A 25,610-nucleotide genomic window follows, 5' to 3' on the forward strand; every position below is an offset into this window, starting at 1 on the left:
AAAGGAGCTTAGTCATGACCATTCGCGTCGCCATCAACGGTTACGGTCGCATCGGCCGCAACATCCTGCGTGCCCACTACGAAGGTGGCAAGAAGCACGATATCGAAATCGTCGCCATCAATGACCTGGGCGATCCCAAGACCAACGCTCACCTGACGCGCTACGACACCGCCCACGGCAAGTTCCCGGGCACCGTCGAAGTCGACGGCGACTTCATGGTCGTCAACGGCGACAAGATCCGCGTGCTGGCCAACCGCAATCCGGCCGAGCTGCCCTGGGGCGAGCTGAAGGTCGACGTGGTGCTGGAGTGCACGGGCTTCTTCACGACCAAGGAAAAGGCCGGCGCGCATATCAAGGGCGGCGCCAAGAAAGTCATCATCTCGGCCCCCGGCGGCAAGGATGTCGACGCCACCATCGTGTACGGCGTGAACCACGGCGTGCTGAAGGCTACCGACACCGTCATTTCCAACGCTTCGTGCACCACCAACTGCCTGGCCCCCCTGGTCAAGCCGCTGAACGACAAGCTGGGCCTGGAAAACGGCCTGATGACCACCGTCCACGCCTACACCAACGACCAGGTCCTGACCGACGTCTACCACGAAGACCTGCGCCGCGCGCGTTCGGCCACCATGAGCATGATCCCCACCAAGACCGGCGCTGCCGCCGCCGTGGGCCTGGTGCTGCCGGAACTGAACGGCAAGCTGGACGGCTACGCCATCCGCGTCCCGACCATCAACGTGTCGCTGGTCGACCTGTCGTTCGTGGCCAGCCGCGACACGACCGCCGAAGAAGTGAACGGCATCCTGAAGGCCGCCTCGGAAGGCGAGCTCAAGGGCATCCTGGACTACAACACCGAGCCCCTGGTTTCGGTGGACTACAACCACAACCCGGCCTCCAGCACCGTTGACGCGTCGCTGACCAAGGTTTCGGGCCGCCTGGTCAAGGTCTCGTCCTGGTACGACAACGAGTGGGGCTTCTCGAACCGCATGCTCGACACCACCGTCGCGCTGATGTCGGCCAAGTAAGCAACACGGCTAGTCCATAGAGGGGACGGATTTGTTTTCCGCGTACGCGGAAAATGGGTTCGTCCCCTTTGTACGCCCATCGTAGGAATCCAAATATGTCCAAGGTCAACACTCTGTCCGCGCTGGCCAAGTCCGGCGCCCTGTCCGGCAAGCGCGTGTTCATCCGCGCCGATCTGAACGTGCCGTTCGACGACGCCGGCCGCATCAGCGAAGACACCCGCATCCGCGCCTCGGTGCCTGGCATCCGCATGGCGTTGGACGCCGGCGCGGCCGTCATGGTCACCTCCCACCTGGGCCGTCCCAAGGAAGGCGTGCTGACCGAAGCCGATTCGTTGGCCAAGGTCGGCCAGCGCCTGTCCGAACTGCTGGGCATGCCGGTGCAGCTGGTGCGCGACTGGGTCGACGGCGTCCAGGTCGATCATGGCCAGGTCGTGCTGCTGGAAAACTGCCGCGTCAACGTCGGCGAAAAGAAAGACGACGAAACGCTGGCCAAGAAGATGGCCGCGCTGTGCGACGTCTACGTCAACGACGCGTTTGGCACCGCCCACCGCGCCGAAGCCACCACCCACGGCATCGCGCGCTTTGCGCCCGTGGCCTGCGCCGGTCCGCTGCTGGCCGCCGAACTGGAAGCCCTGGGCCGCGCGCTGCACGAACCCAAGCGTCCGCTGGTCGCCATCGTTGGCGGCTCCAAGGTATCGACCAAGCTGTCGATCCTGCAGTCGCTGGCCGACAAGGTCGACCAGCTGGTCGTGGGCGGCGGCATCGCCAACACCTTCATGCTGGCTGCCGGCCTGTCCATCGGCAAGTCGCTGGCTGAACCCGACCAGGTCGACCAGGCGCGCGCCGTGATCGACATCATGAAGCAGCGCGGCGCCGCCGTGCCGATTCCGGTGGACGTGGTGTGCGCCAAGTCCTTTGGCGCCGACGCCGAAGCCACCGTCAAGGCGGCGCAAGACGTGGCCGACGACGACATGATCCTGGACATCGGCCCCAAGACCGCGGCGCAACTGGCCGATATCCTGAAGCAGGCCGGCACCATCGTCTGGAACGGCCCGGTGGGCGTGTTCGAGTTCGACCAGTTCGCCAACGGCACCGAGGTGGTGGCGCGCGCGATCGCCGAATCGGAAGGCTTCTCGATCGCCGGTGGCGGCGACACCCTGGCCGCCATTGCCAAGTACGGCATCGGCGAGCAGGTCGGCTACATCTCGACCGGCGGCGGCGCTTTCCTGGAATTCCTGGAAGGCAAGACCCTGCCCGCCGTGGCCGTGCTGGAAGCGCGCTACGCCAAGTAATACGGCTAGCCATGCAAGACCGAAGCCGCCCCGATGGGGCGGCTTTTTTTTATGCCGGCGCCTTGATCCCGGCCGCCCCGGTTTGGCTGGCTTGGTGTAGCCTTGGCGCAATCTGGCGCGCCTCGCGCTCGCTTCATCCCCGATTTCTCCGCAGCACCATGAACCTACGCTTCATTCCCGGCCTCAACAATTTCCGCGGCATCAACCGGGAATCGGCGCGGCGCGACATCACCGCCGGCCTGAGCGTGGCGGCGGTGGCGCTGCCGGTGGGCCTGGCCTATGCCGCCATGATGGGCGTGCCGCCGGTGGCGGGCCTGTGGGCGGCCATCGCCGGGATGCTGGGCTACGCCTTGTTCGGCTCGTCGCGCACCTTGATCGTCGGGCCGGATACGGCCACCTGCACCCTTATCGCCGCCACCCTGACCGGCATGGCGCTGACCACGCCGGAAGAGCGGCTGGTGGCCGCCACCGGCATCGCCCTGACGGTGGGCGTGGGCTGCCTGATCGCGCGCGCGCTGCGGCTGGGCGTGCTGGCCAACCTGCTGTCGCGGCCGGTGCTGATCGGCTACATGGCGGGCGTGGCGATCACGCTGGCGCTGTCGCAGTTGAGCGGCCTGACCGGCGTGGGCCTGCGCAACAGCGGCCTGGTGCATCCCTTTCTGGAGCTGTCGCGGCGTCTGCCCGAAATCCAGATCCCGACCCTGATCCTGGGCCTGACGTCCTGCGCGCTGCTGGTGGCGGTCAAGCGCTGGCGGCCGAACTGGCCCGGTCCCATCCTGCTGGTGGTGCTGGCCTGCGTGCTGTCCTGGCTGTTCAACTTTCCTGGCCTGGGCATCGCCGTCGTGGGCGAGGTGCCTGCGGGCTTGCCAGCCCTGAGCCTGCCGGTGCGCCTGGAGGGCGTGGACGGCATCCTGCTGGGCGCGGCGGGGGTGCTCGTTGTCAGCTTTTCCAGCGGCATCGTGACGGCGCGCAGCTTTGCCGCGCGCACGGGCGAACACGTGGATCCCAACCGCGAGCTGGTGGGCTTTGGCGCGGCCAACATGGCGGTGGGCCTGTTCCAGGGCTTCGTGGTGACGGGCGCGGACTCGCGCACGGCGGTGGGGCTGGTGGCCGGCGGTTCCTCGCCGCTGGTCAGCGTCACCGCGGCGGTGGCGTTGGCGGTGGTGGTGAGCCTATTGAGCGGGCCGCTGTTCTGGCTGCCGCAGGCCGTGCTGTCGGCCATCCTGCTGCTGGCCGCCATCAGCCTGTTCGACGGCCATGCCTTCATGCGCCTGGCACGCATTTCGCGCATCGAGCTGGCCTTCGGCATCCTGGCCGCGGTGGGCGTGGTGGGCTTTGGCGTGCTGCAGGGCGTGGCGGTGTCGGTCGGCGCCACGCTGCTGTATGCGATGTATGTGTCGGGCAATCCGCGCGATGCCTTGCTGGGCCGGCTGCCCGGGGAAACGGTGCTGGGCAAGCTGCACCTGAATCCCGAAGCCCAGCCGGTGCCGGGTACGGTGATCTGGCTGTTCGAGTCCTCGGTGTGGTTCTTCAACGCCGACGCCTTCCGCCGCCGCGCGCGCGAGGTCATCGAGCAGGCGGGCGACGTGCGCTGGTTCGTGCTGGACGCCGAAGCCATGACCCAGGCCGACGCCGACGCGGTCGAGGCGCTGTATGAACTGAAGCACGAGCTGGACGAGCGCGGCATCACGCTGCTGGTGGCGGGCGGACATGGCCAGTTCCGCACCGCGCTGGAGCGCTCCGGCCTGGTCAAGAAGATCGGTCGCGACAAGATCTTCGGCAGCCCCGAGCAGGCCGTGGAAGCGATCGAACGCTGGCGCCAGGCGCCGCCCGCGGCGCTGGGCTAGCGCGCCCAGCCAAGGCGCCCCGGCCAGGCGCCCCCCTTAATCGATGATGTGATAGCCGCCGTCGATATAGATCGTCTGGCCGGTCATGCGGCGGGCGGCATCGGTGGCGAGCCAGGCGGTGGCTTCGCCCACGTCGTCGATGGACACCAGGCTGCGCGTGGGCGCCTTGGCCTGGGCGCGGTCCAGCAGCGCGTCGAATTCGGCGATGCCCGAAGCGGCGCGCGTCTTCAGCGGCCCCGGCGATATCGCGTGCACGCGTATGCCCTGCGGGCCCAGTTCCGCCGCCAGGTAGCGGGTGGCGGACTCCAGCGCCGCCTTTACCGGCCCCATCATGTTGTAGTGCTCGACCACCATCTGCGAGCCGTAGTAGCTCATGCAGAACAACGCGCCGCCGTTGCGCATCAGCGGCTCGGCCAGCTTGGCCATGCGGATGAAGGACCAGCAGGACACGTCCATGGCCTGCAGGAAGCCTTCGCGCGAGCAGTCGGTCACGCGGCCGTGCAGATCGTCGCGCGGGGCGAAGGCGATGGAATGCAGCACGAAATCCAGCTGACCCCATTCGGCGGCCACGCTGTCGAACACGGCCTCCAGCTGGCCTTCGCGCATCAGGTCCAGCGGCAAGAGCAGGGGCGCTTCCACCTGGCGGGCCAGCGGCTCCACATGCCGCAAGGCCTTGTCGTTCAGGTAGGTCACGGCCAATTCCGCGCCCAGGGCGTGAAACGCCTTGGCGCAGCCCCAGGCGATCGAATCCGCATTGGCGATACCCGTCACCAGGCCGCGCTTGCCCGCCAGCGGCAGGAGCGCGCTCATCGCTGCCTCACCAGTTCCAGCGTGTGCTGGGCGATGATGAGTTCCTCGTTGGTGCGCACCACGTAGACGCCGATGCGGCTGTCGTCGGCGGAGATGCGGGGGCCATGGCGGGCGTTGCGTTCCGGGTCCAGCTTGATGCCCAGCCAGCCCCAGTGCTCGCTGATGGCCTGGCGGATCTCGGCGGAGTTCTCGCCCACGCCGGCGGTGAAGACGATGCCGTCCACGCCGTTCATGGCGCAGGCCAGGCCTATCATGCCTTCGGCCACGCGCCAGGCGAAATACTGCAGCGCCAGCTTGGCCGAGGGCGCGTCGCTGGCCAGCAGTTCGCGCATGTCGTTGCTGATGCCGGACAGGCCCTTCATGCCGCAGTCGTGATAGAGCAGATGCTCGATCTCGTCGTGGGTCATGCCGCGTTCCATCATCCACAGCACCACGCCCGGGTCCAGGCGACCGGGGCGGGTGCCCATGGGCAGGCCTTCCAGCGCGGTGAAGCCCATGGTGCTGTCCACGCTTTTGCCGTGCTGCATGGCGCAGGCCGAAACGCCCGAGCCCAGATGGGCCGCGATGATCTTGCCGTCGGCGATGTCCGGCAGCGCTTTCTTCAGGCGCTGCGCGATGTATTCGTAGGACAGGCCATGGAAGCCGTAGCGGCGCACGCCTTCCTGGTACAGCCGTTCCGGCAGGGCGTAGCGGTCGGCCACGTCGGAGTGGCTGCGGTGGAACGCGGTGTCGAAGCAGGCGACCTGCGGAATCCAGGGCCGGCGCTCGCGGATCACGCGGATCGGCGCCAGGTTGTTCGGCTGGTGCAGCGGCGCCAGCGGCGTGAAGGTGTCGAGCTTGGCCAGGATGGCGTCGTCGATCAGCACCGGCTCGGACAGATCGGGGCCGCCGTGCACCACGCGGTGGCCTACCGCCAGCGGGGCGCCGCCCAGGTGGCCGCTAAGCCAGGTGCCGACGACTTCCTGGCCGTTGGGCACGTCGGGCGCGTGGCTGGGCGCGATCTCGCGTTCGACCAGGGTCTGGCCGGCGGCGTCGCGCACTTTCAGCTTCGGGCGCGAGGTGCCTATGCCTTCGAGCTGGCCGCCCAGGCGCGGGGCCAGCTCCTGCGCGCCGTCGATGTCGTACAGATAGAACTTGATGCTGGAACTGCCGGCGTTGATGACGAGGATGGTGTCGCTCATGTCGCTGTGATTCCGTGTTGAGGCAAGTTGTACGCGTACTTAACGGCGAGAAGAATGCCGCAGCCCGCGCTATGTGTGCCGGTCTTGATCCGGGGCGCCGCGGATCCGGCTCCGCCGGTCCGCCTGCGCCGCCCCCTTGAGGGGGCCCGCGCAAGCGGGTAGGGGGTGGGTTCCATTACACCAGCGGGCGGGCCTGCTGTTGGGCCAGGTGGTGCGCGTAGATCGCCGCAACCGCGCAGGACGCAAGGCGCGAGCGCGGGCTGTCGGCGCGGCTGGTCAGGATGATGGGTACGCGCGCGCCCAGCACGATGCCCGCGGCCTCGGCGTTGGCCAGGAAGGTCAGGTTCTTGGCCAGCATGTTGCCGGCCTCCAGGTCGGGCACCACCAGCACCTGGGCCACGCCGGCCACCGGCGAGCGTATGCCCTTGATGCGCGCGGCGTCCGGGCTGATGGCGTTGTCCAGCGCCAGCGGCCCGTCCAGCAGGCCGCCCTCGATCTGGCCGCGGTCGGCCATCTTGCACAGCGCGGCGGCTTCGATGGTGCTGGGGATGCTGGGATTGACCTGTTCGACCGCGGACAGGATCGCCACGCGCGGCTCGCCCAGGCCCAGGCCGTGGTGCAGGTCGATGACGTTGCGGATGATGTCGGCCTTGGTTTCCAGGTCCGGGAAGATGTTGATGGCCGCGTCGGTGATGAAGAGCGGTTCGGCGTAGGTCGGCACTTCCATGATGAAGACGTGGCTGATGCGCCGGCTGCTGCGCAGCCCGGTGTTGCGCGCCACCACTTCATGCATGAGTTCGTCCGTGTGCAGGCTGCCCTTCATCAGCAATTCGGCCTCGCCGCTGCGCACCAGGGCGACGGCGCATTCGGCCGCCGCGTGGCTGTGCGGCACGTCGACGATGCGCGCATCGCCCAGGTCGAGCTTGTGCTCGGCGGCGACGGCGCGGATCTTCTGCTCCGGGCCCACCAGGATGGGCTTGAGCAGGCCCAGGTCGCGCGCCTCGAGCGCGGCCGACAGCGAGGGTTCGTCGCAGGGATGTGCAATGGCGCAATGCGCGGGCGTCAGCGTCTGCGCGCGCGCGATGAGCCTGTCGTAATGGGTGGTGGGGGGCAGCGTCATGCGGATTTCGCCTTGGCGGATTTGCGCGCGGGACGCGCGGCGGGTTTGGCGGAGGCGCTACGCTTCTTGGCGCGCACCGGGACGGCCGGCTCGGCCGTGGCCGAGGGTGCTTCGTGCCTGGTCGCCGCCGCACGCACCGATTTGCGCGCAACGGGCGGCGTTTTCCTGGGCGCGGGCTGCTGAGCCTCGTCACGCTTCTGCGCACGGCGCTCGGCGTACTCGAAGATGCGTTCCATTTCGTCCAGGCTGATGCGGGCGGCCTCGCTCAGGGGCTCGGCAGCCTCCAGCACGTGCTTCATGGTGTCCAGCGTTTCGCGGATCGCGGAGGCTGGCGCGCCTTCCAGCAGATGCGGTATGGCCTGGATGGCGCCGGCCGCGTCCAGCGTCATCATCAAGGCCTGATCGCGGATGATGTCCTTGAACTCCTGCAACGACAGCGCGGTGTCGGATTCGGCGCGCATCTTGCGGATCAGCGCATAGCTGCGTTCGTCCAGGCCGCCTTCGGCGCCCGACACATACAGCAGCATGCGGATCGCGGCCACGCGCAGGCCGCCTTCCAGCATCAGCGAACGCAGCTCGGCGGCGCGCTCTTCCATGAAGCGGCGGTGCTCGGGCGATACGCCCGGATGCTTGCGCGGCGGGCCGGAACGCGCGCCCAGGCCGGCCAGGTCCTGCACCAGCGGCGAACCGTAAACGCCCATGAAGGTGCGTTCGTCGGCGGAATCGCGCAGCTCCTGCCAGATGTTCAGGCTGGTCTCGATCAGGTTCGAGAACATTTCCTGGGCCATCAGGAATGGGTTGTCGGCCGATACCGGCTGGCGGTGTTCGCGCACCTGTTCGGCGACTTGCGCAATCGGCGCGATGGCAGGATTGCGGTCGGAGATCAGCTCATAGGGCAGGCGCAGCGGATGCAGGCGCTGCGACCATTCCGCCGACTGCGGCGTTACTAGGGCGCGCAGCCAGGGCTGCACGAAGCTGCGGTACATGCCCAGGTTGATGTCGGAAATGCGGGCGACGGCGGCGAAGCGGCGGTCGTCCTCTTCGTTGCGATCGACGATGGCGCGCACGTCGTCCAGGCTGCGCTGCTCGAACGACAGCACGTAGTTGCCATAGGCCAGGTCGGCGTTGGGCGTGTCGGGCGTCTTGTCGGCGATCTCCGCCTGGTAGATGCCCGGCGGCAGCACGTCGATCATGTCGATGTTGGAGGTGAACTCCTGGTGCTCCTTGCGCGCCACGCTGCCGGACACGAAGATGCCCAGGTGGCCGATGCTTTCATGCACGGCATAGACGATGGTCTGGCCATGCGCCAGCACTTCGGATTCGTTCTGGTACAGGTCGGGGATCCAGCCCAGCGCCTGCGGCGGGGGCGTGATGTTGTCGCCCTTCGAGCAGAACACCACGATGGGCGAACGGATGTTGCGCAGGTCGATGCGGATGCCGTCCGAGGTCACCAGGCCGGCGGTGGCCAGGCGGTTGCCGACGAACAGGTTGTCGACGATGTACTGGATTTCCGGGCCGTTCAGGAAGACGTGGCCGCCCCACCATTTTTCGAAGCTGAGGTAGCGCTTGGCCTCGGTGTCGACGTTGGAGTACAGGTTGTACTGCTTGGACCACAGAGTGTTGGCCGGATTCAGGTTCTCGAAGTTCTGCACCAGCCAGGCGCCGTCGAATTTGCCGTCGCCCAGGTCGCTGGTCAGGGCGGTGAGCCAGCTGCCGCCCAGCAGGCCGCCGGCGTAGCGCATGGGGTTCATGCCGCGCCAGCCCGCCCAGTAGGACAGCGGCGCGCCCGCCACGATGATGGGGCCGAACAGTTCGGGGCGGACCGCGGCGGTCATCATGATCTGCCAGCCGGCCTGGCAATTGGCTACCACCACCGGCTTGCCTTCGGCGTTGGGGTGCAGCGCGATGATCTCTTCCAGGAAGCGCGCCTCGGCCATCATCACGTCCTCGACGGTCTGGGTCGGCATGGGCTGCGGCAGGAAAGTGGCGAAGTAGCAGGGATGGCCGGCGCGCAGCGCCACGCCGATCTCGCTTTCGGGCTTGAAGCCGCCGATGCCGGGGCCGTGTCCGGCGCGCGGATCGACCACCAGGAAGGGGCGCTTGATCGGGTCGGTTTCCACGCCTTCCGGCGGCTTGATGCGCAGCAGGCCGTAGTTGACGGGGCGCGGCAGACAGCGGCCGTCCATCACCAGTTCGGACTCCATGCTCAGCACGTTGGGCGCGCGCTTGGCCATGTGCTCGTGGTACTGGTTGCCGCGCTGGCGCATCACATCGGCGTAAAGCACGCCGCGCTGCCAGGCGTCCACCGCATATTCGTAGGCGGCCGTCCAGGGGTTGAAGGGTGGGGCGGGTACGCGATCGTTGCCGGATCCGGCCATGGCGATCTCCTGTAGGTTGCTTGCGGCGGCGGACCGCCGCGCCGATTCAGAGTGGAACCGGCCGAGTTGACCTCCCCATTACACCGCAACGGTTGTTGCGGTGCAACATCAAGCGTCTTGATGCAGGTCAACCCATGGCCGATTTATCCGTCCCCTTTAGGACCGGTCAGCCGGGCAGCGGTTCAATCAGGGTGGTGGCAGACTGCTTCGATGCGGTTGCCGCAAGGGTCCAGCAGGAAGGCGGCGTAGTACTGCGGATGGTAGTGCTCGCGCAAGCCCGGGGCGCCGTCGTCGCGTCCGCCGTGCGCCAAGCCGGCGGCATGGAAGGCGTCGACGGCGGCGCGGCTGGGCGCCTTGAAGCACCAGTGCCGGCGCGCCGCAGGGGCGGCTGCGTCGTCGGCGAATACGGAGAGATAGCTGTGCTGGCTGCTGCCGGCACGGCAGCGTTCGCCATAGCCGAGCGCGTCGGGGCGGTCATAGACCTTGGCCGCGCCCAGGGCCAGCATGACGGCGTCATAGAAGGGCCGGGCGGCGTCCAGGCGGGAAACGGCGATGGAGACGTGATCCAGCAGTTGCATCGCGCCTCCCGGGCGGTTCAGGAGCGCGCGGCGGTGTTGTGCTCCAGCCATTTCTGGACGGAGGGACGCTGCCACTGGGCCTCGGCGTAGGCGCGCAGGGCGTCGGGCAGGTCGTCCTGGAACAGGCGCTTGATCATGACCGCGAGGTCGGTGTCGGCGATACACCATTCATCGAACAGCGAGGTCTGGCCCGCGCCCAGCAGATGGGTGCCCACGTGGATCAGCTTGGCCGCGGCGGCATGGGCGGCATCCGACAGCGGCAGGCCGGCGGCGCCGTAGAACACGGTTTCGGTGGGACGTTCCTGGCGCAGCGCGCCCAGGTCGCTGCGCAGCCAGGCCTGCAACTGGCGGGCGCGGGCGCGCTGGCGCAGGTCGCGCGGATACAGCGCGGCGTGCGCCGGGGCGGGAAAGGCGTCTTCCAGGTATTCGGTGATGGCGGTCGATTCGGTCAGGCTGAAATCCGCATGCGTCAATGCCGGCACCCGGGAAGTCAGCGCGCGGCTCTGGTAGGGCTGCATGCGTTGCTCGCCGGCTTCCAGGTCGATGGGGCGCACCTCGAACGGCAGCTGTTTTTCAGTCAACGCCACATAGGCCGACATGGCGTAGGGGCTGAGGAACAGGGAATCGACGAATAGCGTAAGCGGGGCGCCCAAAATCTAGTCTCCGGTCTGACAGTAACAACATGCGCCGCGGCAGCAGGCCGCGGATACGTCAAAGCGTAACGCATCTGCGGCCGGCCTGTCGCGGCGGGGCCTCAGTCGACGATGAAGAGCTTGGCGCCGGTGGCGGTGGAGGAGCGGTGCGGCTCGGCCTGGTCGGCGACCTGGTAGCTCATGCCGGGCGTCAGCACGAATTGCCGGCCGTCTTCCAGTTCGGTGTGCAGTTCGCCTTCCAGGCAGAACAGGATGTGGCCCTTGCTGCACCAGTGGTCGGCCAGGTAGCCGGCCGTGTACTCGACCATGCGCACGCGCAGGTCGCCGAACTGCCGGGTGCGCCAATAGGCCATGCCGGTCTCGCCGGCGTGCTCGGTGCGCTCGACCTCGGACCAGTCGGTGGTGCCGAAGGGAATGTTGCTCATCTTCATGGTGATTCCTGCGTGGTGGTGCGGACGCGATGACGTCCGGTAAGAAACAGAGACTACGCCAGTGCTGGCAGCTTCTTCTGCCAGAACATGGCGCGGCCGGTGGTTTCGTCCAGGGCATAGCCTTCGAACCCCAGCTTGCGGTACAGCCCCTGGGCGACCGCGTTGCCTTCCAGCACTTCCAGGGTGATCTTGCAGCAGCCCAGATCACGCGCCCGCTCTTCCAGCGCCGACAGCAGGGCCTTGCCCACGCCCCGGCCCTGGAATTTTTCCGCCACGCCCAGGTCGTGCAGATTGAGCAGCGGGCGGCAGGCGAAAGTGGAGAAGCCCTCGAGGTAGATTGCCACGCCCGCGGCTTCGCCGTCGATGCGGGCGAGCAGCGCCCTTGCTGTGGGGCGGCGAGCCAGCTCGGCGATCAGGTTCTGCTGCGCGTAGGCGGGCAGGGGGGCGTTGCCGCCCATGGGGCCGCTGGCGTATTCGTTCAGCATGGCCAGCACCTGGCGGCCGTGTTCGGGGTCGTTGAAGTCTGCGTCGATGATTTCCAGCACGATCTCTTGTTCCTGTGGGCTAGCCGTGATCGGGGCGGGCGCCTGCAAGCGCCGGCAACCGGACATTATGCGCGATGCCGGACGCCTGACAAGGCGCATTGAAAAATCGCGCCATAACCCCTATCTTCTTGATATCCCAGGCCGGACCCGGCGCAACCGGAGGCGGCCGCAACGCTTTGCCAAGGGCTGCACATGGAGTTCAAGGACTACTACAGCATGCTGGGCGTGGAGCGAGACGCCTCAGAAGACGACATCCGGCGCGCCTACCGCAAGCTCGCTCGCAAGTACCATCCCGACGTCAGCAAGGAAAGCGACGCCGAAACGCGCATGCGCGACGTCAACGAAGCCTATGACGTGCTGCGCGACAAGGAAAAGCGCCAGGCCTACGACAATCTGGCCGCTGGCGTCTCGCCCGAGGGCAGCTTCCAGCCGCCCCCCGGCTGGGACGAAGGCTTCGAGTTCCACCGCGGCGCCGCGCCCGGCGACGAGGCGCAGTTCAGCGAGTTCTTCTCTTCGCTGTTCGGCGGCCGCAACCGGCGCGGCGGGGCGCAGCGGCAACAGGAATTCCGCGCGCGCGGCGAGGACCACCACGCCGCGATCGAGGTGGACCTCGAAGACGCGCTCAAGGGCGCCACGCGCGACATCAGCCTGCGTTCCATGCAGATGGACGAGCAGGGCCGTCCCCACATGCAGACCCGCACGCTCAGCGTGCGCATTCCTGCCGGCGTGCGCGAAGGCCAGTACATCCGGCTGGCCGGGCAGGGCATGCCTGGCTATGGCGGTGGCGAGAACGGCGACCTCTATCTGGAAGTTCGCTTCAAGCCGCATCCGCGCTACCGCGTCGACGGCCGCGACCTCTACATGACGCTGCCGGTGGCGCCATGGGAAGCCGCGCTGGGCGCCAGCGCGCATGCGCCCACGCCGGGCGGCACGGTCGAAGTGTCGATCCCCGCGGGGTCCGCCAACGGCCGCAAGCTGCGCCTGCGCGGCCGCGGCATTCCGGGCGATCCCCCCGGAGATCTCTACCTGGTGCTGGACCTGGTGTTGCCGCCTGCCGATAGCGAAGCGGCCAAGGAGGCCTACCGCAAGCTGCGGCAGGACCTGCCCTTCAATCCGCGGCGCCACCTGGGGGTATGACCATGAAAAAAATAGTCGTCACCACCGCCACGGTCGTGGGCAAGTCCCGGCCGCTTTCCGCCGACGACCTGGCCCGCGCCTGCGGCGAGGAAGTCGAATGGGTCGTGCGGCTGGTCGAAGTGGGCATCGTCAACGCCAGCGGCCAGGGCCCCGCCGAATGGCGCTTCTACAGCACCGACCTGCAGCGGGCGCTGGATGCGCGCCGCCTGGTGCGGGATTACGGCGCCGGGCTGGACGCCGCCGCGCTGATCCTGGACCTGAGCCAGGAAGTCCGCCGCCTGAAGGCGCAACTGCGCGCGCTGGGCCTGGAGGACAAGTAGGGCTGCGCGCGGGTAGGTAAACTAGCTGGTTGTTGAAGAAGCCCAGCGGAACATCTTGCAGACCCCTCCAGCCCCCGCGCCCGCGCTTTCGGGCAGCGCCCGCATCGACGGCCTGAAATCCTGCCTGCCCGTCATGATCGGCTACTTCCCGGTAGCCGTGACTTTCGGCATCGCGGGCGTGGCCGCGGGCCTGTCGCCCCTGCAAGTGGTACTGATTTCCGTGCTGGTCTATGCCGGCGCCAGCCAGTTCCTGCTGCTCGCTTCCATCAAGGCCGGCACCCCGTGGCTGTGGGTGGTGGCGCTGTGTTCGCTGCTCAATGCCCGCCATCTGCTGTACGGCCCGCTGTTGTCGCGTTTCCTGCCGGCGGGGCTGAATGAGCGCCTGAAGGTCGCCTTCCTGCTTACCGATGAAGTCTTCGCCACGGCTTTCAACCGTTTGCAGACCGTGGAGCCCGCGGGCCGCCAGCGCTGGATGATCGCGCTGGGGCTGGGCGCGTGGCTGACCTGGATCGCCGGCACGGCCGTCGGCGTCTACGCGGGAGACGGCCTGGAGCGCCACTACCCCATGCTGTCCCAGGTGATGCGCTTTGCGCTGCCCGCGCTGTTCATGGCCCTGGTATGCCAAAGCGCGAAGCGCGGCATGGGCCTGCCCATCGTCGCGGCAGTAGCCGCAGCCGGGGCCGTGGCCGCGCTGGGCCATACCAGCCTGGCGATCCTGGCCGGCGCGGTCATCGGCTGCGCGGCGTATCGGCTGAGGAGGTCCGCATGAACACTGACGGACTGGGTTTCTGGGGCGCGGTGATCGCCATGGCGGCCATCACTTATTTGACGCGCGCCTTGCCCTTCATGCTGTCCGAGCGCAGCCGCCTGCTGCGCCACCTGTCGCGCGAAGGCTCGGCGCTGGCCGCCCTGGGGCCATCGCTGCTGGCGGGAATCGCGGCGGCGGTGATCGTGCCTGACCTCCTGGCCGCCGGCGACCAGGCGGCGAACCTCGGTCCCTATGTGGGCGGTCTGGTCGTGACCGCCGTGGCGGCCCGCCTGGTCAGCAATGCTGGCGTCGCGGTGTTGCTGGGCATGGCGGGATACGGGGTGTTGCTGGCCTTGGCGGCGTAAGGCCAGCGGGGCAAAATGGTCGGACTTCCACGGAGGCCGACCATGCTTACGCTTTATCATGCGCCGCGCTCGCGCTCGTTCCGGATACTCTGGCTGCTCGAAGAACTGGGCGTGCCTTACGACACCGAAATGGTGTCCATCCGCGGCACCGACAGCGCGGGCCACATGCCCTCGGACTACATCGACATCCACCCGCACCGCAAGGTGCCAGCCTTGGTGCATGACGGCGTGCCCGTGTTCGAGACGCCCGCCATCGCCCTCTATCTGACCGATCTGTTCCCGCAAGCGGGGCTGGGTCCGGTGGTGGGAGATCCGCTGCGCGGTCCCTACCTGACCTGGCTGGCGTATTCCACCGGCGTATTCGAGCCCGCCATGGCCGAGCGCGCCTTCAAGACGCCGCATCCGGGCGGCGCGCTGGGTTGGGGTTCGGCCGAGGAGGTCGAACAGGTGCTGACCCGGGTCTTGCAGGCGCGGCCGTTCTTCCTGGGCGACCGGTTCTCGGCGGCGGACATCGTGCTGGGCGGCACCCTGCAATACATGATGCAGGTGAAGGTCATGCCCGAGACGCCCGTGTTCACCGCCTATGCGGAACGGCTGGGCGACCGGCCAGCCATGCATCGCGCCTTGCAGCGCGACGGGGACATCGAGGAAGCCTGAAGCGGCGCATCGGGCTTCAACCGCGCCCGATGCGGGCGTTGAGGTCTGCCTGCCATTCCTTGGGACGGCCCAGGTAGCGGCTGGGCTCCAGCATTTCGCAGATGCCATCGCGTTCCAGCGCCAGGGTGGGAAAACCGCTGCCGCCGACCTGCGCCAGCAGCCTGCGGCTGGCGGCGATGTGCGCGGCGGTTTCGGCGCCCTGCGCCGCGGCGTAGGCAGCGCGGAAGGCTTCCGGGTCCAGGCCGATATCGGCGGCCAGGGAGGCCAGCACCGCGGGATCGGCGATGCGCAGTCCCTGCACGTAGTGCGCGCGCTGGATGCGCTTGAGCAGGTCCAGCCCGCGGCCGGCCAGCGTCTGCGCGGCCAGGATGGCGGTGGTGGGCGGCTCGGAATCGAACACCGCGCCCTCATCGCGCAACAGGCCGTTGTAGTAGTCGTCGCCGAAGGGCTGGCCGGTCAGGCCGGCGATGCGTTCGTCATGCGGCATGACGTAGCGGCGCAGCCTGTCGGTGACCGGCTGGCGGTTGCCGCCCGTCATCATGCCGCCGCCATGCAGCGCGATGTCCAGGCCGGGGACGGCGCGAGCCGCCTCCACCAGCGGCGCGGCGCCATAGCACCAGCCGCAGAGCGGGTCGAAAATGTAATGCAGGGTGGGATTTGAGGTAGCCATGGCGTCATGGTAGACGCGGGCCTGCCCCGGAGAAAGCCTGGCGGGGTAGCCAGAGTGTTGCATCGGCCGTGCAGATTGCCTGCACGGCCGCTCAGTATCAACCGGCGATCTGCACGCCGACCCAGAACAGGCCGGCGGCCAGCAGCATCGAGGCGGGCAGGGTCAGCACCCAGGCCATCAGGATGTTGCGCACGGTGCTGCCCTGCAGGCCGCTCTTGTTGGCGATCATGGTCCCGGCCACGCCCGAGGACAGCACGTGGGTGGTGGACACCGGCAGGCTGAAGACGTTGGCGATGCCGATGGCGCCCATCGCGGTGACTTGCGCGGACATGCCCTGCGCATAGGTCATGCCCTGCTTGCCGATCTTCTCGCCCACCGTTAGCACCACGCGGCGCCAGCCGACCATGGTGCCCGCGCCCAGCGCCAGGGCGACTGCCACGATCACCCAGAAGGGAGCGTATTCGGTGGTGGCCGTCAGGTCGGCGCGCAGGCGTTGCAGGTCGGCGCGTTCGCGGGCCGGCAGCCCTTCGATGCGCGCGACCTTCTTGGCCGTGTCGTCCAGGCAGAGCAGGTAGCGGCGCACGGAGATGCGCTTCTCGGCCGGCAGGTCGGCGTAGTTGGACACGCCGTGCAGGTCGGCCTGCAGCGCGGCGATGGTCGGCATGGTCAGTTCGGGATCGCAGCGGAAGTTGCGCGGCAGCTCGGTGGTCGCGTCCACGCGCTTGAGCGCCAGGTATTCGCCCAGCATGGCTTCATTGCGCTGGTAGAACACGTTCAGGTGGTTGGCGGCGTCGCGGGTGCGCTCGATCTGGTAGGTGGTGCTGTTGGTGTCCAGCACGAAGTTGGCGGGCACGATGCCGATCAGCACCAGCATGATCAGGCCGATCCCTTTCTGGCCGTCATTGGAGCCGTGCACGAAGCTCACGCCCATGGCGGACAGCACCAGCACCAGACGGTTCCAGAAGGGCGGATGCTTCTTGTTGTCGATGGCGCGGCGCTGTTCCGGCGTCTTGTGCATCTTCGACAGCGGCAGCCAGCGCTTGAGCGCCAGCAGCAGGCCGCCCGCCACCAGGAAGCCGGCCACCGGCGACACCACCAGCGACAGGCCGATGTCGATGGCCTTGCCCCAGTTGACGCCGTCCGCCAGCGGCAGGTCGGTGATCAGGGCGTTGGCCAGGCCCACGCCCAGGATCGAGCCGATCAGCGTGTGCGAGCTGGACGCCGGAATGCCGAAGTACCAGGTGCCCAGGTTCCAGGCGATGGCCGCGGCCAGCATGGCGAACACCATGGCCAGCCCGCGGCCGGTATCCACGTTGATCAGCAGTTCCACCGGCAGCAGATGCACGATGGCATAGGCTACGCCCACGCCGCCCAGCAGCACGCCCAGGAAGTTGAATATGCCGGAAAGCACCACCGCCAGATGCGGCGGCATGGCCTTGGTGTAGATGACCGTGGCCACGGCGTTCGCCGTGTCATGGAATCCGTTGATGAATTCGAAGGCCAGGACGAATGTCAGGGCCAGCGCAAGGCTGAGGCCAACCCAGAGGTCTAGGCCGTGGAAGAGGTCGAACATGGAGGCGGGGGAGGTTCCGGCGAGAGGAGCCGATTATTGCAGATTTGTGACCTGTCACTGGTTGCTTGCGGCTACCAAGTGCGGCCAGCCAACCCCGCCCGGGGTCAGAATTTCGAATACTGGAACTCGATTTCCATCGGTTTGCCCAGGTTCGCCGAGGTATCCGCCTGGATCATCATCACCGCCAGGACGCCCAGATAGAGCAGGCACAGCCACAGGGTTCGTTTCATTGCCGGCCCTCCTTCATGGGTAGAAAACTTCCGCGATCTTCTGGTTCACGCGCAGCCAGCCCAGTTCGCCCAGGTGCTGCACGTCCCGCAGCGTCCCCACTTCGAAGGGCGCGCTGTACATGTCCATGCAGCGCATGGCGTAGCGCTGGCACAGCGCCGCCACTTCCCGCTGCACGGGGCCGAACCGGTCCAGGTCCTTGAACACCAGGGGATGCAGCGGTTGCATGACGAACAGGGCATTGACCCCGCGCTGCCGCAGCAGCGCCATCAGCGCGTCCAGCTCGCGCAGCTCGTCGCGGCCGGTCAGCGGCTGGGGCAGATAGGCGGTCTTGCCGCCTTCGGGGATGCTGCGCAGGTACTTATTGAAGAACTCGTCGCGCACGGCATAGCGGTTGCCGCCCATCAGGGCCTGTTCGGCGCCCTGGGCCTCGGCGGCCAGCGCTTCCCAATCCACCACGCGGGCGGCCGCGGGCGGCCCCTCGCGTTCACGTTCGGGGGCAGGCGCTGCATGGGCAGCGGGCGCCCACAGGTCGACCAGGCGCTGGCGGAAGACGTAGGCCTGTTCCGCCGCCATGGACCAGGCGACGCCCGCGTCGCCCTTGGCCTGCAGCCAGCGGACCACCTCCGCCCGGCCTTCGGGCTGCCGCAGCAGGCGCGGCAGCAGCGGATTGGCGTGCTCCTTGAACTCGTCGGGTCCCAGTCCGCCTTCACCGTCGAACCAGCCCGGCGACAGCATCACCACCACGCGCGAGGCCGGCGACAGGTCCTCGGCCATCGCCGCCAGCACCAGCTGCATGCCCAGCGACTGGAAGCCCGAATGGCCATAGGCCAGGACCGGCATCTGCAATTCGTCGGCCAGGTAGCGGTAGGGCACGAAGCGCAGGTCGTTGCTGGTCAGCTCCGACGAACCCAGGATCACCAGCCGGTCGCCCGTGCGCAGGGCCTGGCTCATGCGGGAGAGGTTGCGCGTCTGTTCCTGCAGCGTGTTGCCCAGGTTTGGGATGTAGATGCCTGGCGCGGCCGCCGGCACGGGTTCTGTTTTCAGCGCCAGGGAGTGCAGCGCGCCCCATCCGGCGGCGGCCGCCGCGGCCAGGGCCAGCGCCGCCGCCAGCGCATGCTGCCGTAGTGTGCGTTTGAACATGGGGAACCAATGCCGCGCGGGGCCCTCTCTATTGGACAGGTTTGTTAGCGGATGTTATCGAGCGGGCATGACCGGAACAAGCGCGGGAAAGCGGGGCCAGAGCGCAATTCGCCTTTTTGCCACAGGGTCCGCGGCTCGCGCGCGCCCCGCCGCCGCCAATCCCGCAGGGAAGGAATGCGATAGCATCGCTCTGGCGGGCCTCTTCTGGATTTCCATGATTGACCCCGCCGCGGCCGCATCCGCGCCGCCCGAATGTTCCTCACCAAGATTGCGCAGCCCATGACCGCCACTACCCGTATCGCCCGCAAGCACCCCGACGAATTGATCGTGGGCCTGGTGTCCGTTTCCGATCGCGCCTCCAGCGGCACCTATCAGGACCAGGGGCTGCCCGCGCTGCGCGAATGGCTGGGCGGCGCCCTGGCCTCGCCCTGGCAGGCGGTGGACCGCCTGATCCCCGACGAACCCGCGCGCATTTCCGAGACGCTGATCGAACTGGTGGACGGCTGCGGCTGCGACCTGGTCCTGACCACCGGCGGCACCGGTCCGGCGCGCCGCGACGTCACGCCCGAAGCCACGCTCGCCGTCGGCACCAAGGAAATGCCCGGCTTCGGCGAACAGATGCGCCAGATCAGCCTGCGCTTCGTGCCCACGGCGATCCTGTCGCGCCAGGTGGCCGTCATCCGGGAAACGCCCGCCCACGCCGCCCTGATCGTGAACCTGCCCGGCCAGCCCAAATCCATCCGCGAAACGCTGGAAGGGCTGAAGGGCGAGGACGGATCCGTGCTGGTGCCGGGCATCTTCGCCGCCATTCCCTATTGCATCGATCTTATCGGCGGCCCGTACGCCGAAACCCGGCCGGAAATCATCGCGGCCTTCCGCCCCAAATCGGCCCGCCGCGCGCCGCAGGCCTGATCCGGCGCTGCGTTATATTGGCCGCCCATCCACCTCCAACCGCTTGAGAGTTCCATCGCCATGAAGGTTCGCACCGCTTTGTCCCTTACTGTCCTGGCAGCCTTGTCGGCCTGCGCCAACGTCAAAGACGTGCGCGACCGCGATCCGGTCTTCTACGGCTCCACCCAGCGCACACCCGAGGACTACACGGCCTGCGTGGCGGAATCCTGGAAGAACCTGGGCGTCAATTTCCAGCAGAAGGCTGTGCGCAACGGCTTTGAACTGATCCAGGAAGACAGCCTGGGCGTTGAAGCGGTGCTGACGACCACGCACTGGAAGGGCAAGACCGAAGCGCGCCTGTCCACGCGCATCGCGCGCCGCGACCAGAGCATCATCGAGCCCGCCAACCTGTGCCTGTGAACGCCATGCAGCATCGTCGCGACGTCCTGCGGCTGGGCCTGGCCGCGGCCGCCCTCTGCCTGGGCCTGCCGGCCCGCGCGCAGCAGCAGAGCGGCTTCATCAGCCGCAAGCTCAACGTTCCCGTGCCAGGCGGCGTCGCCGTCCTGGGCCTGGGCAATGCCGAGCGCGCGCCCGAGGTCAGCTTCCTGGGCCGGCGCGTGCTGGTCGTGCGAGAAGAGGGCAAGCAATGGATCGCCGTGGTCGGCATCCCGCTCAGCGTGAAGCCGGGCGAGCAGCAGGTGGAAATCAAGGATGCGCAAGGCAAGCGCTCACAGACCTTCAAGGTCGGCGCCAAGGAATACAAGGCCCAGCACATCACGCTGAAGAATCCGCGCCAGGTCAATCCGGATCCGGACGACATGAAGCGCATCGAACGCGAGCAGGCCGAGCAGGCCGCCGCCAACCGCGCCTACCGCGCGGGCGTCACGCCCAGCAACCTGCTGCTGGACCGCCCGGTGAACGGCGGCCGCCTGTCCAGCCCCTTCGGCCTGCGCCGTTTCTTCAACGGCGAGGAGCGCAATCCGCATTCGGGACTGGATTTCGCCGTGCCGTCGGGCACGCCGATCAAGGCGCCGGCCGCTGGCGTGGTCGTACTGGTGGGGGATTACTTCTTCAATGGCAAGACGGTGTTCCTGGACCATGGCCAGGGCTTCGTCAGCATGTTCTGCCACATGTCGGCCATCGACGTGAAGGTCGGCGACGAAGTGCCGCGCGGCGGACTGGTGGGCAAGGTCGGCGCGACCGGCCGCGCGACCGGTCCGCACCTGCACTGGAACGTCAGCCTGAACGACGCGCGCGTCGATCCGGCCATCTTCATCGGGGCGTTCAAGCCCTGATCCTGTCCCGGGATTTGGGGGCGCGGAACCGCGCCCTCAGGCCGTGGCGGCCTGCTGCGCGATCAGTTGCAGCACATGCTGGTGCACGCGTTCAGCATAGTCCATATGCTGCCGCACGTTGAACTGCTCGGCTTCCTGCTCGTCCAGGCAGTTGTCGTACTTGGTCTTGGCCTCGGCGTAGGTCAGGCCGGTATTGCGCAGGCTGTTGATGAAGGACTCGCGCGACTGATGCAGCAGGCGCAGGCCTTCCTCGCCCTTGACGAATTTTCTTCGCGCCAGGGCAAGCTGGTCAGCGGCGGCTTGCAGATCGTGTGTCAGGTCCATCGTGCTTCATGCTCGTCCTGCCGGGCGTCGCGCCGGGCAGAGGGCGCCATTCTTTCATGAACGGGCGCTCCACGCATTACGGCATCGCGCGGCCCAGGTTTAAGGCTGGCGCGAAAAGGGAGCCGGCGCGGGGCCGGCCCTGTCGCCCTGGCTTAGCGGCGGAATTGCTGGGGACGCTGCGGCGCGGGACCGCGCTCGTCCTTGTGGCGGAAGTTGATGCGGCCCTTGGTCAGGTCATACGGCGACATTTCCAGGGTGACGCGGTCGCCAGCCAGGATGCGGATGCGGTGCTTGCGGATGCGGCCGGAGGCGTAGGCGCCGACTTCGATGCCGTTGTCCAGCTTCACACGGTAGCGGCTATCGGGCAGCACTTCGTCAACGATGCCGTCCAGTTCGATGAGTTCTTCTTTAGCCATTCTTTTCTCCTATCAAAACGCGCAGCCATACCGACGGCATGGCGCGCCGCGCGTAGCGGCAAGCGCGTCGGACCCGAACGGGCGGGTCCAGCGGTTTGAACGTAAAACGTCCGGGCAAGCGCGGGTAAGGGCCACGGCATCCGAAGCGGATGTCTGAAATGACGGATACTCGCGCCGCGTGGGCAGTGTGCGCGCGGTGCGCGGCTTGGTCGCGGCGGCGCCTTTTGCGCAAATCGCCGGAAGAAGCGGGGTGGAGCTTGTGCTGCCAGGCCGCGCAACGATGGAGGTGGAGGCGCGCCCGGTGGCGGAGGGGTTTTTCCGGAAAAACCAAGCACGTCCTGGGTTGCCCCGGAGCATTGCCCGCAGGCGGTACAGGTTGGCACGCAGAGTGACCGAAGCCCGGTTTTTGCGGAAAAATCACGGACTTATGGTACTGCAAAGCGCAATATTTAGCCAGTATTTATCTGTGGCCGCGCTGCGATAGTTGCTGTTCAACGACTCTAGCGTGCCGGTATCCGCTCACGGTATTCAGCTTCCACCCGGCCGAGCACGGACCAGAACGGACCCGGGGCGCGGCCGGCCAGGCGGGCTTCGAGCACGCCCAGGTGCACATGCCAGCCGCCGGCCACGTCCACCATGCCATCGCGCGAGGACAGTTTGCGGTGGGTCAGCACCAGGCGCGTTTCCTTGCCTTCCGGCGACAGCTCGAAGGTGACCTCGGAAGGATGGCCGGGGGAGCCGCCCCAGGTGAAAGCCAGCAAATGCGGCGGTTCGCAGCGCGTGATGACGCCTTGCGTGGTGACGCCGCCTTCGTACGGCTTGTAGGCATCAGGCACCGGTTCGGCCACCGAGGACAGGTCCGCGTGCATGAAGCGCAGCGTCACGCCGCCGCCTTCGCGCAGCTCCATGTCGCCGGATGCCAGCCAGCGGCCGCGTTTTTCGGATTCGGTGAGAAAAGCCCAGACCTCGTCGACGCTGGCGGGCAGTATCCGCGTAAAGCGGATGGAGGTGGGGTCCAGAACGGCGCCGTGATCACTCATGTGGTTCTCCAGAAGACGCGGCCGGGGACCGGCTGGCGGCGAGCGCGGCTTCCAGCGCGCCCAGCTTGCCCGACCAGAATTGTTCATAGAAGCGCAGCCATTGCATGGCCTCGGCCATGGGTTCGGGATTGAGGCTGCATACATGCGTGCGGCCGCGGATGGAGCGCCGCACCAGACCGGCGCGTTCCAGGGCCTGCACGTGTTTGGAGGCGCCCGCGAAACTCATGCTGTGGGGCGCCGCCAGTTCGCCGATGGTCTGTTCGCCCCGGGCCAGGCTGCGCAGCATGTCGCGGCGCGTGGGGTCGGCCAGCGCGCGAAAGACGGCATCGAGGGCGGGGGAGGGGATTGATTCAACCATGAGGTTGAATATAGTCCTGCCTCGCGAATTAATTCAACTAGTTGGTTGAATTTTTATGTAACCGCCTGCGGATGATCTTCTTCCATCGCCCCATATGCATCGGGGTACTGCGGCAGGCCGTCGGTGATGTCGAACCAGGGCGCCTTGCTGGCCACGTGGCAGTGGGCCGCCGGCTTGATACCCGGGTCGTCGTCCAGCGGACCCAGAGGCAAGCCGTAGACGTCCGGCGTCTGGTCGAAGCGGGTCAGAAGGGGCGTGCCGCAGGCTTCGCAGAAGCCGCGGTAGCTGCCCGGAGACGAGCAGTACCAGGTGACGTGGTTTTCTCCGCGGGTCCAGGCGAAGTCCTTGGCCTGGACCGTCGCCCGGCTGCGGAATGCCGCGCCATGCGCCTTGCGGCAGATCGTGCAATGGCAGTTGAGGGCGTCGGTGAGCGGACCCGTGATCTCGTAGGCGACGCGGCTGCACAGGCAGGAACCTTTGATCATGATGAACGCCAGGCTGGTGGGGAATATCCCCAATATACCTGTGGCGCGCCGGGCTGGAGGCGGCCTTTGTGACGAACGTCTTTCAGATCGTTCCAGTGTCCCTATTTTCAGCCAAATGAATCGATTCCCGGGTCATCGTGCTGTCATGCCGCGAAAACAGAATGCCGCCATGAACACATCCAAGGGGATTCAACGATGACCTACGCCATCGAAGTACAAGGGCTCAGCAAGAGCTTCCACGCCGGCGCCAAGGCGCTGGACGGCGTGAACCTGCAAGTGGCCGACGGCGAGATGGTTGCCTTGCTCGGCGCCTCGGGTTCGGGCAAGTCGACGCTGCTGCGTCATCTGTCGGGTTTCGTGGCCGGCGACGCGGGCAGCGTGGCCGTCAACGGCCGCATGATCCAGCGCGACGGCCGCCTGAGCCTCGACGTGCGCTCCGCGCGCGCCGGCATCGGCTTCGTGTTCCAGCAATTCAATCTGGTGGGCCGCCTGCCGGTCATCACCAACGTGCTGACCGGCCTGCTGCCGCGCGTGCCGCTGTGGCGCAGCCTGACGCGCTGGTTCCTGCGCGGCGAAGTGCAGCAGGGCCTTGAAGCGCTTGCCCAGGTTGGTATAGACGACTACGCATTTCAGCGCGCTTCGACGCTGTCCGGCGGCCAGCAGCAGCGCGCGGCCATCGCCCGCACGCTGGTGCAGAACGCCCGCGTCATCCTGGCCGACGAACCCATTGCCTCGTTGGATCCGGAATCCTCGCGCCGCGTGATGGACACGCTGGCCCAGATCAACCGCAGCCGCAAGGTAGCCGTGGTGGTGTCGCTGCACCAGGTGGATGTGGCTTTGCGCTATTGCCCGCGGGTGGTGGCGCTGCGCCACGGCAAGGTGGTCTACGACGGCCCCTCCGCCGCGCTCACGCCTGCCATGCTGAGCGACCTGTACGGCTCCGAACTGAGCGAGCTGCTTCCCGAATATGCGCCGCAAGCGCCGGCCATGCCCGGCATGGCGCCGCTGTCCCGCCTGGCGCAAGCCGCCTGATACCCCGACCCATTTCTCCCCGGAGCCTTCCATGCTACGCAGAACCTTTGTCACCCTGATCGCCGCCGCGGCCCTGTCCACGCAGGCCTACGCGCAAGACGCCAAAACCCTGAATTTCGGCATCATCTCGACGGAATCGTCGACCAACCTGAAGTCCGTGTGGCAGCCCGTCATCGACGACCTGAGCCGCGCGATCGGCGTGCCGGTCAAGCCCTTCTTCGCGTCCGACTACGCCGGCATCATCGAAGGCATGCGCTTCAACAAGGTGCAGATGGGCTGGTTCGGCAACAAGTCCGCAATCGAGGCGGTAGACCGCGCCAAGGGCGAAGTGTTCGCTTCCGTCATCGACAAGGACGGCAACCCCGGCTACTGGTCGCTGCTGATCGTCAACAAGGACAGCAACCTGAAGACCCTGGACGACGTGCTCAAGCGCGGCGGCACGCTGAGCTACGGTGCGGGCGATCCCAACTCGACCTCGGGCACGGCCGTGCCCGGCTATTACCTCTGGGCCGCCAACAAGATCGAACCCAAGACCTTCTTCAAGACGGTGCGCGCCAGCAACCACGAAACCAATCTGCTGTCGGTCATCAACAAGCAGGTCGACGTGGCCGTCAACAACACCGAGGCGCTGGAGCGCTATCGCCTGAACACGGGCAAGGACGCCAACGACAGCGTGCGCGTGCTGTGGAAGTCGCCGCTGATCCCCGCCGACCCGCTGGTCATGCGCAGCGACCTGCCGGCCGACCTGAAGGCCCGCATCCGCGACTTCTTCGTCAACTACGGCAAGGGCAAGGACGCCGAGCGTGAAATGGCCAATCTGAAGGCGCTGACCTATCAGGGCTTCCGCGTCTCCGACAACCAGCAGCTGGTGCCGATCCGTCAGATCGAGCTGGCGCGCGAGAAGGCCAAGGTCGAAGCCGACGCCACGCTGGGCCAGGCCGAAAAGCAGAAACAGCTGGCCGAACTGGACAGCAAGCTGGCCAGCCTGGGCCAGCCTGCCGCCAAGCAATAAGCCTGCAAGCGGCAAGCCGGTGCGCCGCGGGCGCGCCGGCTTGCCCGCAACTGAAA

Annotated in this window: 30 protein-coding genes; 13 read left to right on the forward strand and 17 right to left on the reverse strand. The window is 67.3% G+C overall.

Annotated features, from left to right (window positions below; all coding sequences use genetic code 11):
- Nucleotides 1-14: 14 nt before the first annotated feature.
- The 3 genes from gap to IAG39_RS06805 all read left to right on the forward strand — a co-directional run bounded on the left by gap (nucleotide 15) and on the right by IAG39_RS06805 (nucleotide 4,164).
- The gene (gene gap / locus IAG39_RS06795) at nucleotides 15-1,025 is read left to right on the forward strand and encodes a type I glyceraldehyde-3-phosphate dehydrogenase (RefSeq protein WP_013395726.1); all 1,011 of its coding nucleotides are present in this window, start codon (nucleotides 15-17) and stop codon (nucleotides 1,023-1,025) included.
- A gap of 95 nt (nucleotides 1,026-1,120) precedes the next feature.
- Complete coding sequence (locus IAG39_RS06800) at nucleotides 1,121-2,317, forward strand: phosphoglycerate kinase (RefSeq protein ID WP_118932804.1); 1,197 nt, start codon at nucleotides 1,121-1,123, stop codon at nucleotides 2,315-2,317.
- Nucleotides 2,318-2,475: 158 nt separating this feature from the next.
- Nucleotides 2,476-4,164: a SulP family inorganic anion transporter gene (locus IAG39_RS06805; RefSeq protein ID WP_118932803.1), complete on the forward strand. Its 1,689-nt coding sequence runs from the start codon at nucleotides 2,476-2,478 to the stop codon at nucleotides 4,162-4,164.
- Between the two features lie 36 nt (nucleotides 4,165-4,200).
- Here the strand turns inward: IAG39_RS06805 and fabI are convergent, their stop codons facing one another.
- The 8 genes from fabI to IAG39_RS06845 form a co-directional block, all read right to left on the reverse strand.
- A complete protein-coding gene (fabI, locus tag IAG39_RS06810; RefSeq protein ID WP_059379492.1) occupies nucleotides 4,201-4,974 on the reverse strand; it encodes an enoyl-ACP reductase FabI in 774 nt (257 codons plus the stop codon).
- Nucleotides 4,971-6,155 carry an acetate/propionate family kinase gene (locus IAG39_RS06815; protein ID WP_118932802.1) on the reverse strand — a complete coding sequence of 395 codons (1,185 nt, stop codon included), beginning with the start codon at nucleotides 6,153-6,155 and terminating at the stop codon, nucleotides 4,971-4,973. Before IAG39_RS06815 ends, fabI begins: the two co-directional genes overlap by 4 nt.
- 175 nt (nucleotides 6,156-6,330) lie before the next feature.
- Nucleotides 6,331-7,275, reverse strand: coding sequence for a phosphate acetyltransferase (locus tag IAG39_RS06820; protein WP_059379490.1), 945 nt, complete (start codon nucleotides 7,273-7,275; stop codon nucleotides 6,331-6,333).
- A complete protein-coding gene (locus tag IAG39_RS06825; protein ID WP_118932801.1) occupies nucleotides 7,272-9,653 on the reverse strand; it encodes a DUF3141 domain-containing protein in 2,382 nt (793 codons plus the stop codon). The genes IAG39_RS06820 and IAG39_RS06825 overlap by 4 nt, the downstream gene beginning before the upstream one ends.
- A gap of 182 nt (nucleotides 9,654-9,835) precedes the next feature.
- Nucleotides 9,836-10,231: a VOC family protein gene (locus IAG39_RS06830; RefSeq protein WP_059379488.1), complete on the reverse strand. Its 396-nt coding sequence runs from the start codon at nucleotides 10,229-10,231 to the stop codon at nucleotides 9,836-9,838.
- Nucleotides 10,232-10,248: 17 nt separating this feature from the next.
- Entirely contained in the window at nucleotides 10,249-10,884 is a 636-nt protein-coding gene (gene yfcF / locus IAG39_RS06835; protein WP_059379487.1) for a glutathione transferase, read from the reverse strand.
- A gap of 101 nt (nucleotides 10,885-10,985) precedes the next feature.
- Nucleotides 10,986-11,315, reverse strand: coding sequence for a DHCW motif cupin fold protein (locus IAG39_RS06840; RefSeq protein ID WP_054451523.1), 330 nt, complete (start codon nucleotides 11,313-11,315; stop codon nucleotides 10,986-10,988).
- Between the two features lie 53 nt (nucleotides 11,316-11,368).
- Nucleotides 11,369-11,860, reverse strand: a complete 492-nt coding sequence (locus IAG39_RS06845) for a GNAT family N-acetyltransferase (RefSeq protein ID WP_059379486.1) — start codon at nucleotides 11,858-11,860, stop codon at nucleotides 11,369-11,371.
- A 192-nt stretch (nucleotides 11,861-12,052) separates the two neighbouring features.
- Here IAG39_RS06845 and IAG39_RS06850 point away from each other — a divergent pair, with 192 nt between their 5' ends.
- From IAG39_RS06850 to IAG39_RS06870, 5 genes are read left to right on the forward strand one after another with little or no spacing between them, the layout of a single operon-like run.
- Nucleotides 12,053-12,997, forward strand: a complete 945-nt coding sequence (locus IAG39_RS06850) for a DnaJ C-terminal domain-containing protein (protein ID WP_059379485.1) — start codon at nucleotides 12,053-12,055, stop codon at nucleotides 12,995-12,997.
- A gap of 2 nt (nucleotides 12,998-12,999) precedes the next feature.
- On the forward strand, nucleotides 13,000-13,317 hold the full coding sequence (locus IAG39_RS06855) for a chaperone modulator CbpM (protein ID WP_118932810.1): 318 nt from the start codon (nucleotides 13,000-13,002) through the stop codon (nucleotides 13,315-13,317).
- A gap of 55 nt (nucleotides 13,318-13,372) precedes the next feature.
- Nucleotides 13,373-14,086 (forward strand): AzlC family ABC transporter permease, encoded by a 714-nt coding sequence (locus IAG39_RS06860; protein WP_118932800.1) that lies wholly within the window; start codon nucleotides 13,373-13,375, stop codon nucleotides 14,084-14,086.
- Nucleotides 14,083-14,430, forward strand: a complete 348-nt coding sequence (locus IAG39_RS06865) for an AzlD domain-containing protein (protein WP_059379483.1) — start codon at nucleotides 14,083-14,085, stop codon at nucleotides 14,428-14,430. Before IAG39_RS06860 ends, IAG39_RS06865 begins: the two co-directional genes overlap by 4 nt.
- 42 nt (nucleotides 14,431-14,472) lie before the next feature.
- Nucleotides 14,473-15,087 carry a glutathione S-transferase family protein gene (locus IAG39_RS06870; protein ID WP_059379482.1) on the forward strand — a complete coding sequence of 205 codons (615 nt, stop codon included), beginning with the start codon at nucleotides 14,473-14,475 and terminating at the stop codon, nucleotides 15,085-15,087.
- A 16-nt stretch (nucleotides 15,088-15,103) separates the two neighbouring features.
- Here IAG39_RS06870 and IAG39_RS06875 read toward each other — a convergent pair whose 3' ends face one another.
- The 4 genes from IAG39_RS06875 to IAG39_RS06885 all read right to left on the reverse strand — a co-directional run bounded on the left by IAG39_RS06875 (nucleotide 15,104) and on the right by IAG39_RS06885 (nucleotide 18,701).
- On the reverse strand, nucleotides 15,104-15,757 hold the full coding sequence (locus tag IAG39_RS06875; protein WP_118932799.1) for a DsbA family protein: 654 nt from the start codon (nucleotides 15,755-15,757) through the stop codon (nucleotides 15,104-15,106).
- A gap of 97 nt (nucleotides 15,758-15,854) precedes the next feature.
- Nucleotides 15,855-17,330 (reverse strand): inorganic phosphate transporter, encoded by a 1,476-nt coding sequence (locus tag IAG39_RS06880; protein ID WP_059379480.1) that lies wholly within the window; start codon nucleotides 17,328-17,330, stop codon nucleotides 15,855-15,857.
- Nucleotides 17,331-17,434: 104 nt separating this feature from the next.
- Nucleotides 17,435-17,560, reverse strand: coding sequence for a hypothetical protein (locus IAG39_RS31510; RefSeq protein ID WP_262422096.1), 126 nt, complete (start codon nucleotides 17,558-17,560; stop codon nucleotides 17,435-17,437).
- A 13-nt stretch (nucleotides 17,561-17,573) separates the two neighbouring features.
- On the reverse strand, nucleotides 17,574-18,701 hold the full coding sequence (locus tag IAG39_RS06885; protein WP_118932798.1) for a D-alanyl-lipoteichoic acid biosynthesis protein DltD: 1,128 nt from the start codon (nucleotides 18,699-18,701) through the stop codon (nucleotides 17,574-17,576).
- A 279-nt stretch (nucleotides 18,702-18,980) separates the two neighbouring features.
- Here IAG39_RS06885 and mog point away from each other — a divergent pair, with 279 nt between their 5' ends.
- From mog to IAG39_RS06900, 3 genes are read left to right on the forward strand one after another with little or no spacing between them, the layout of a single operon-like run.
- A complete protein-coding gene (mog, locus tag IAG39_RS06890) occupies nucleotides 18,981-19,613 on the forward strand; it encodes a molybdopterin adenylyltransferase (RefSeq protein WP_118932809.1) in 633 nt (210 codons plus the stop codon).
- 60 nt (nucleotides 19,614-19,673) lie between these two features.
- Nucleotides 19,674-20,012: a hypothetical protein gene (locus tag IAG39_RS06895; RefSeq protein ID WP_059379478.1), complete on the forward strand. Its 339-nt coding sequence runs from the start codon at nucleotides 19,674-19,676 to the stop codon at nucleotides 20,010-20,012.
- 5 nt (nucleotides 20,013-20,017) lie between these two features.
- Complete coding sequence (locus tag IAG39_RS06900) at nucleotides 20,018-20,887, forward strand: peptidoglycan DD-metalloendopeptidase family protein (RefSeq protein ID WP_118932808.1); 870 nt, start codon at nucleotides 20,018-20,020, stop codon at nucleotides 20,885-20,887.
- 36 nt (nucleotides 20,888-20,923) lie between these two features.
- On the opposite strand, the gene IAG39_RS06905 is transcribed toward IAG39_RS06900, so the two are convergent.
- The 5 genes from IAG39_RS06905 to IAG39_RS06925 form a co-directional block, all read right to left on the reverse strand.
- Entirely contained in the window at nucleotides 20,924-21,211 is a 288-nt protein-coding gene (locus IAG39_RS06905) for a hypothetical protein (RefSeq protein WP_118932797.1), read from the reverse strand.
- Between the two features lie 152 nt (nucleotides 21,212-21,363).
- On the reverse strand, nucleotides 21,364-21,627 hold the full coding sequence (gene infA / locus IAG39_RS06910) for a translation initiation factor IF-1 (protein WP_013395703.1): 264 nt from the start codon (nucleotides 21,625-21,627) through the stop codon (nucleotides 21,364-21,366).
- 500 nt (nucleotides 21,628-22,127) lie between these two features.
- Entirely contained in the window at nucleotides 22,128-22,667 is a 540-nt protein-coding gene (locus tag IAG39_RS06915; RefSeq protein ID WP_118932796.1) for an SRPBCC family protein, read from the reverse strand.
- Nucleotides 22,660-23,025 (reverse strand): ArsR/SmtB family transcription factor, encoded by a 366-nt coding sequence (locus IAG39_RS06920; RefSeq protein ID WP_059379475.1) that lies wholly within the window; start codon nucleotides 23,023-23,025, stop codon nucleotides 22,660-22,662. Before IAG39_RS06920 ends, IAG39_RS06915 begins: the two co-directional genes overlap by 8 nt.
- A 53-nt stretch (nucleotides 23,026-23,078) precedes the next feature.
- Nucleotides 23,079-23,510, reverse strand: a complete 432-nt coding sequence (locus tag IAG39_RS06925) for a GFA family protein (RefSeq protein WP_059379501.1) — start codon at nucleotides 23,508-23,510, stop codon at nucleotides 23,079-23,081.
- Nucleotides 23,511-23,705: 195 nt separating this feature from the next.
- On the opposite strand from IAG39_RS06925, the gene phnC reads away from it, so the two are divergent.
- Nucleotides 23,706-24,542 (forward strand): phosphonate ABC transporter ATP-binding protein, encoded by an 837-nt coding sequence (phnC, locus tag IAG39_RS06930; RefSeq protein WP_118932795.1) that lies wholly within the window; start codon nucleotides 23,706-23,708, stop codon nucleotides 24,540-24,542.
- A 31-nt stretch (nucleotides 24,543-24,573) separates the two neighbouring features.
- A complete protein-coding gene (gene phnD, locus IAG39_RS06935) occupies nucleotides 24,574-25,554 on the forward strand; it encodes a phosphonate ABC transporter substrate-binding protein (protein ID WP_059379473.1) in 981 nt (326 codons plus the stop codon).
- The last annotated feature ends 56 nt before the right edge of the window (nucleotides 25,555-25,610 follow it).

The sequence above is a fragment of the Achromobacter xylosoxidans genome (genome assembly GCF_014490035.1).
GTDB classification, from domain to species: Bacteria; Pseudomonadota; Gammaproteobacteria; order Burkholderiales; family Burkholderiaceae_B; genus Achromobacter; species Achromobacter bronchisepticus_A.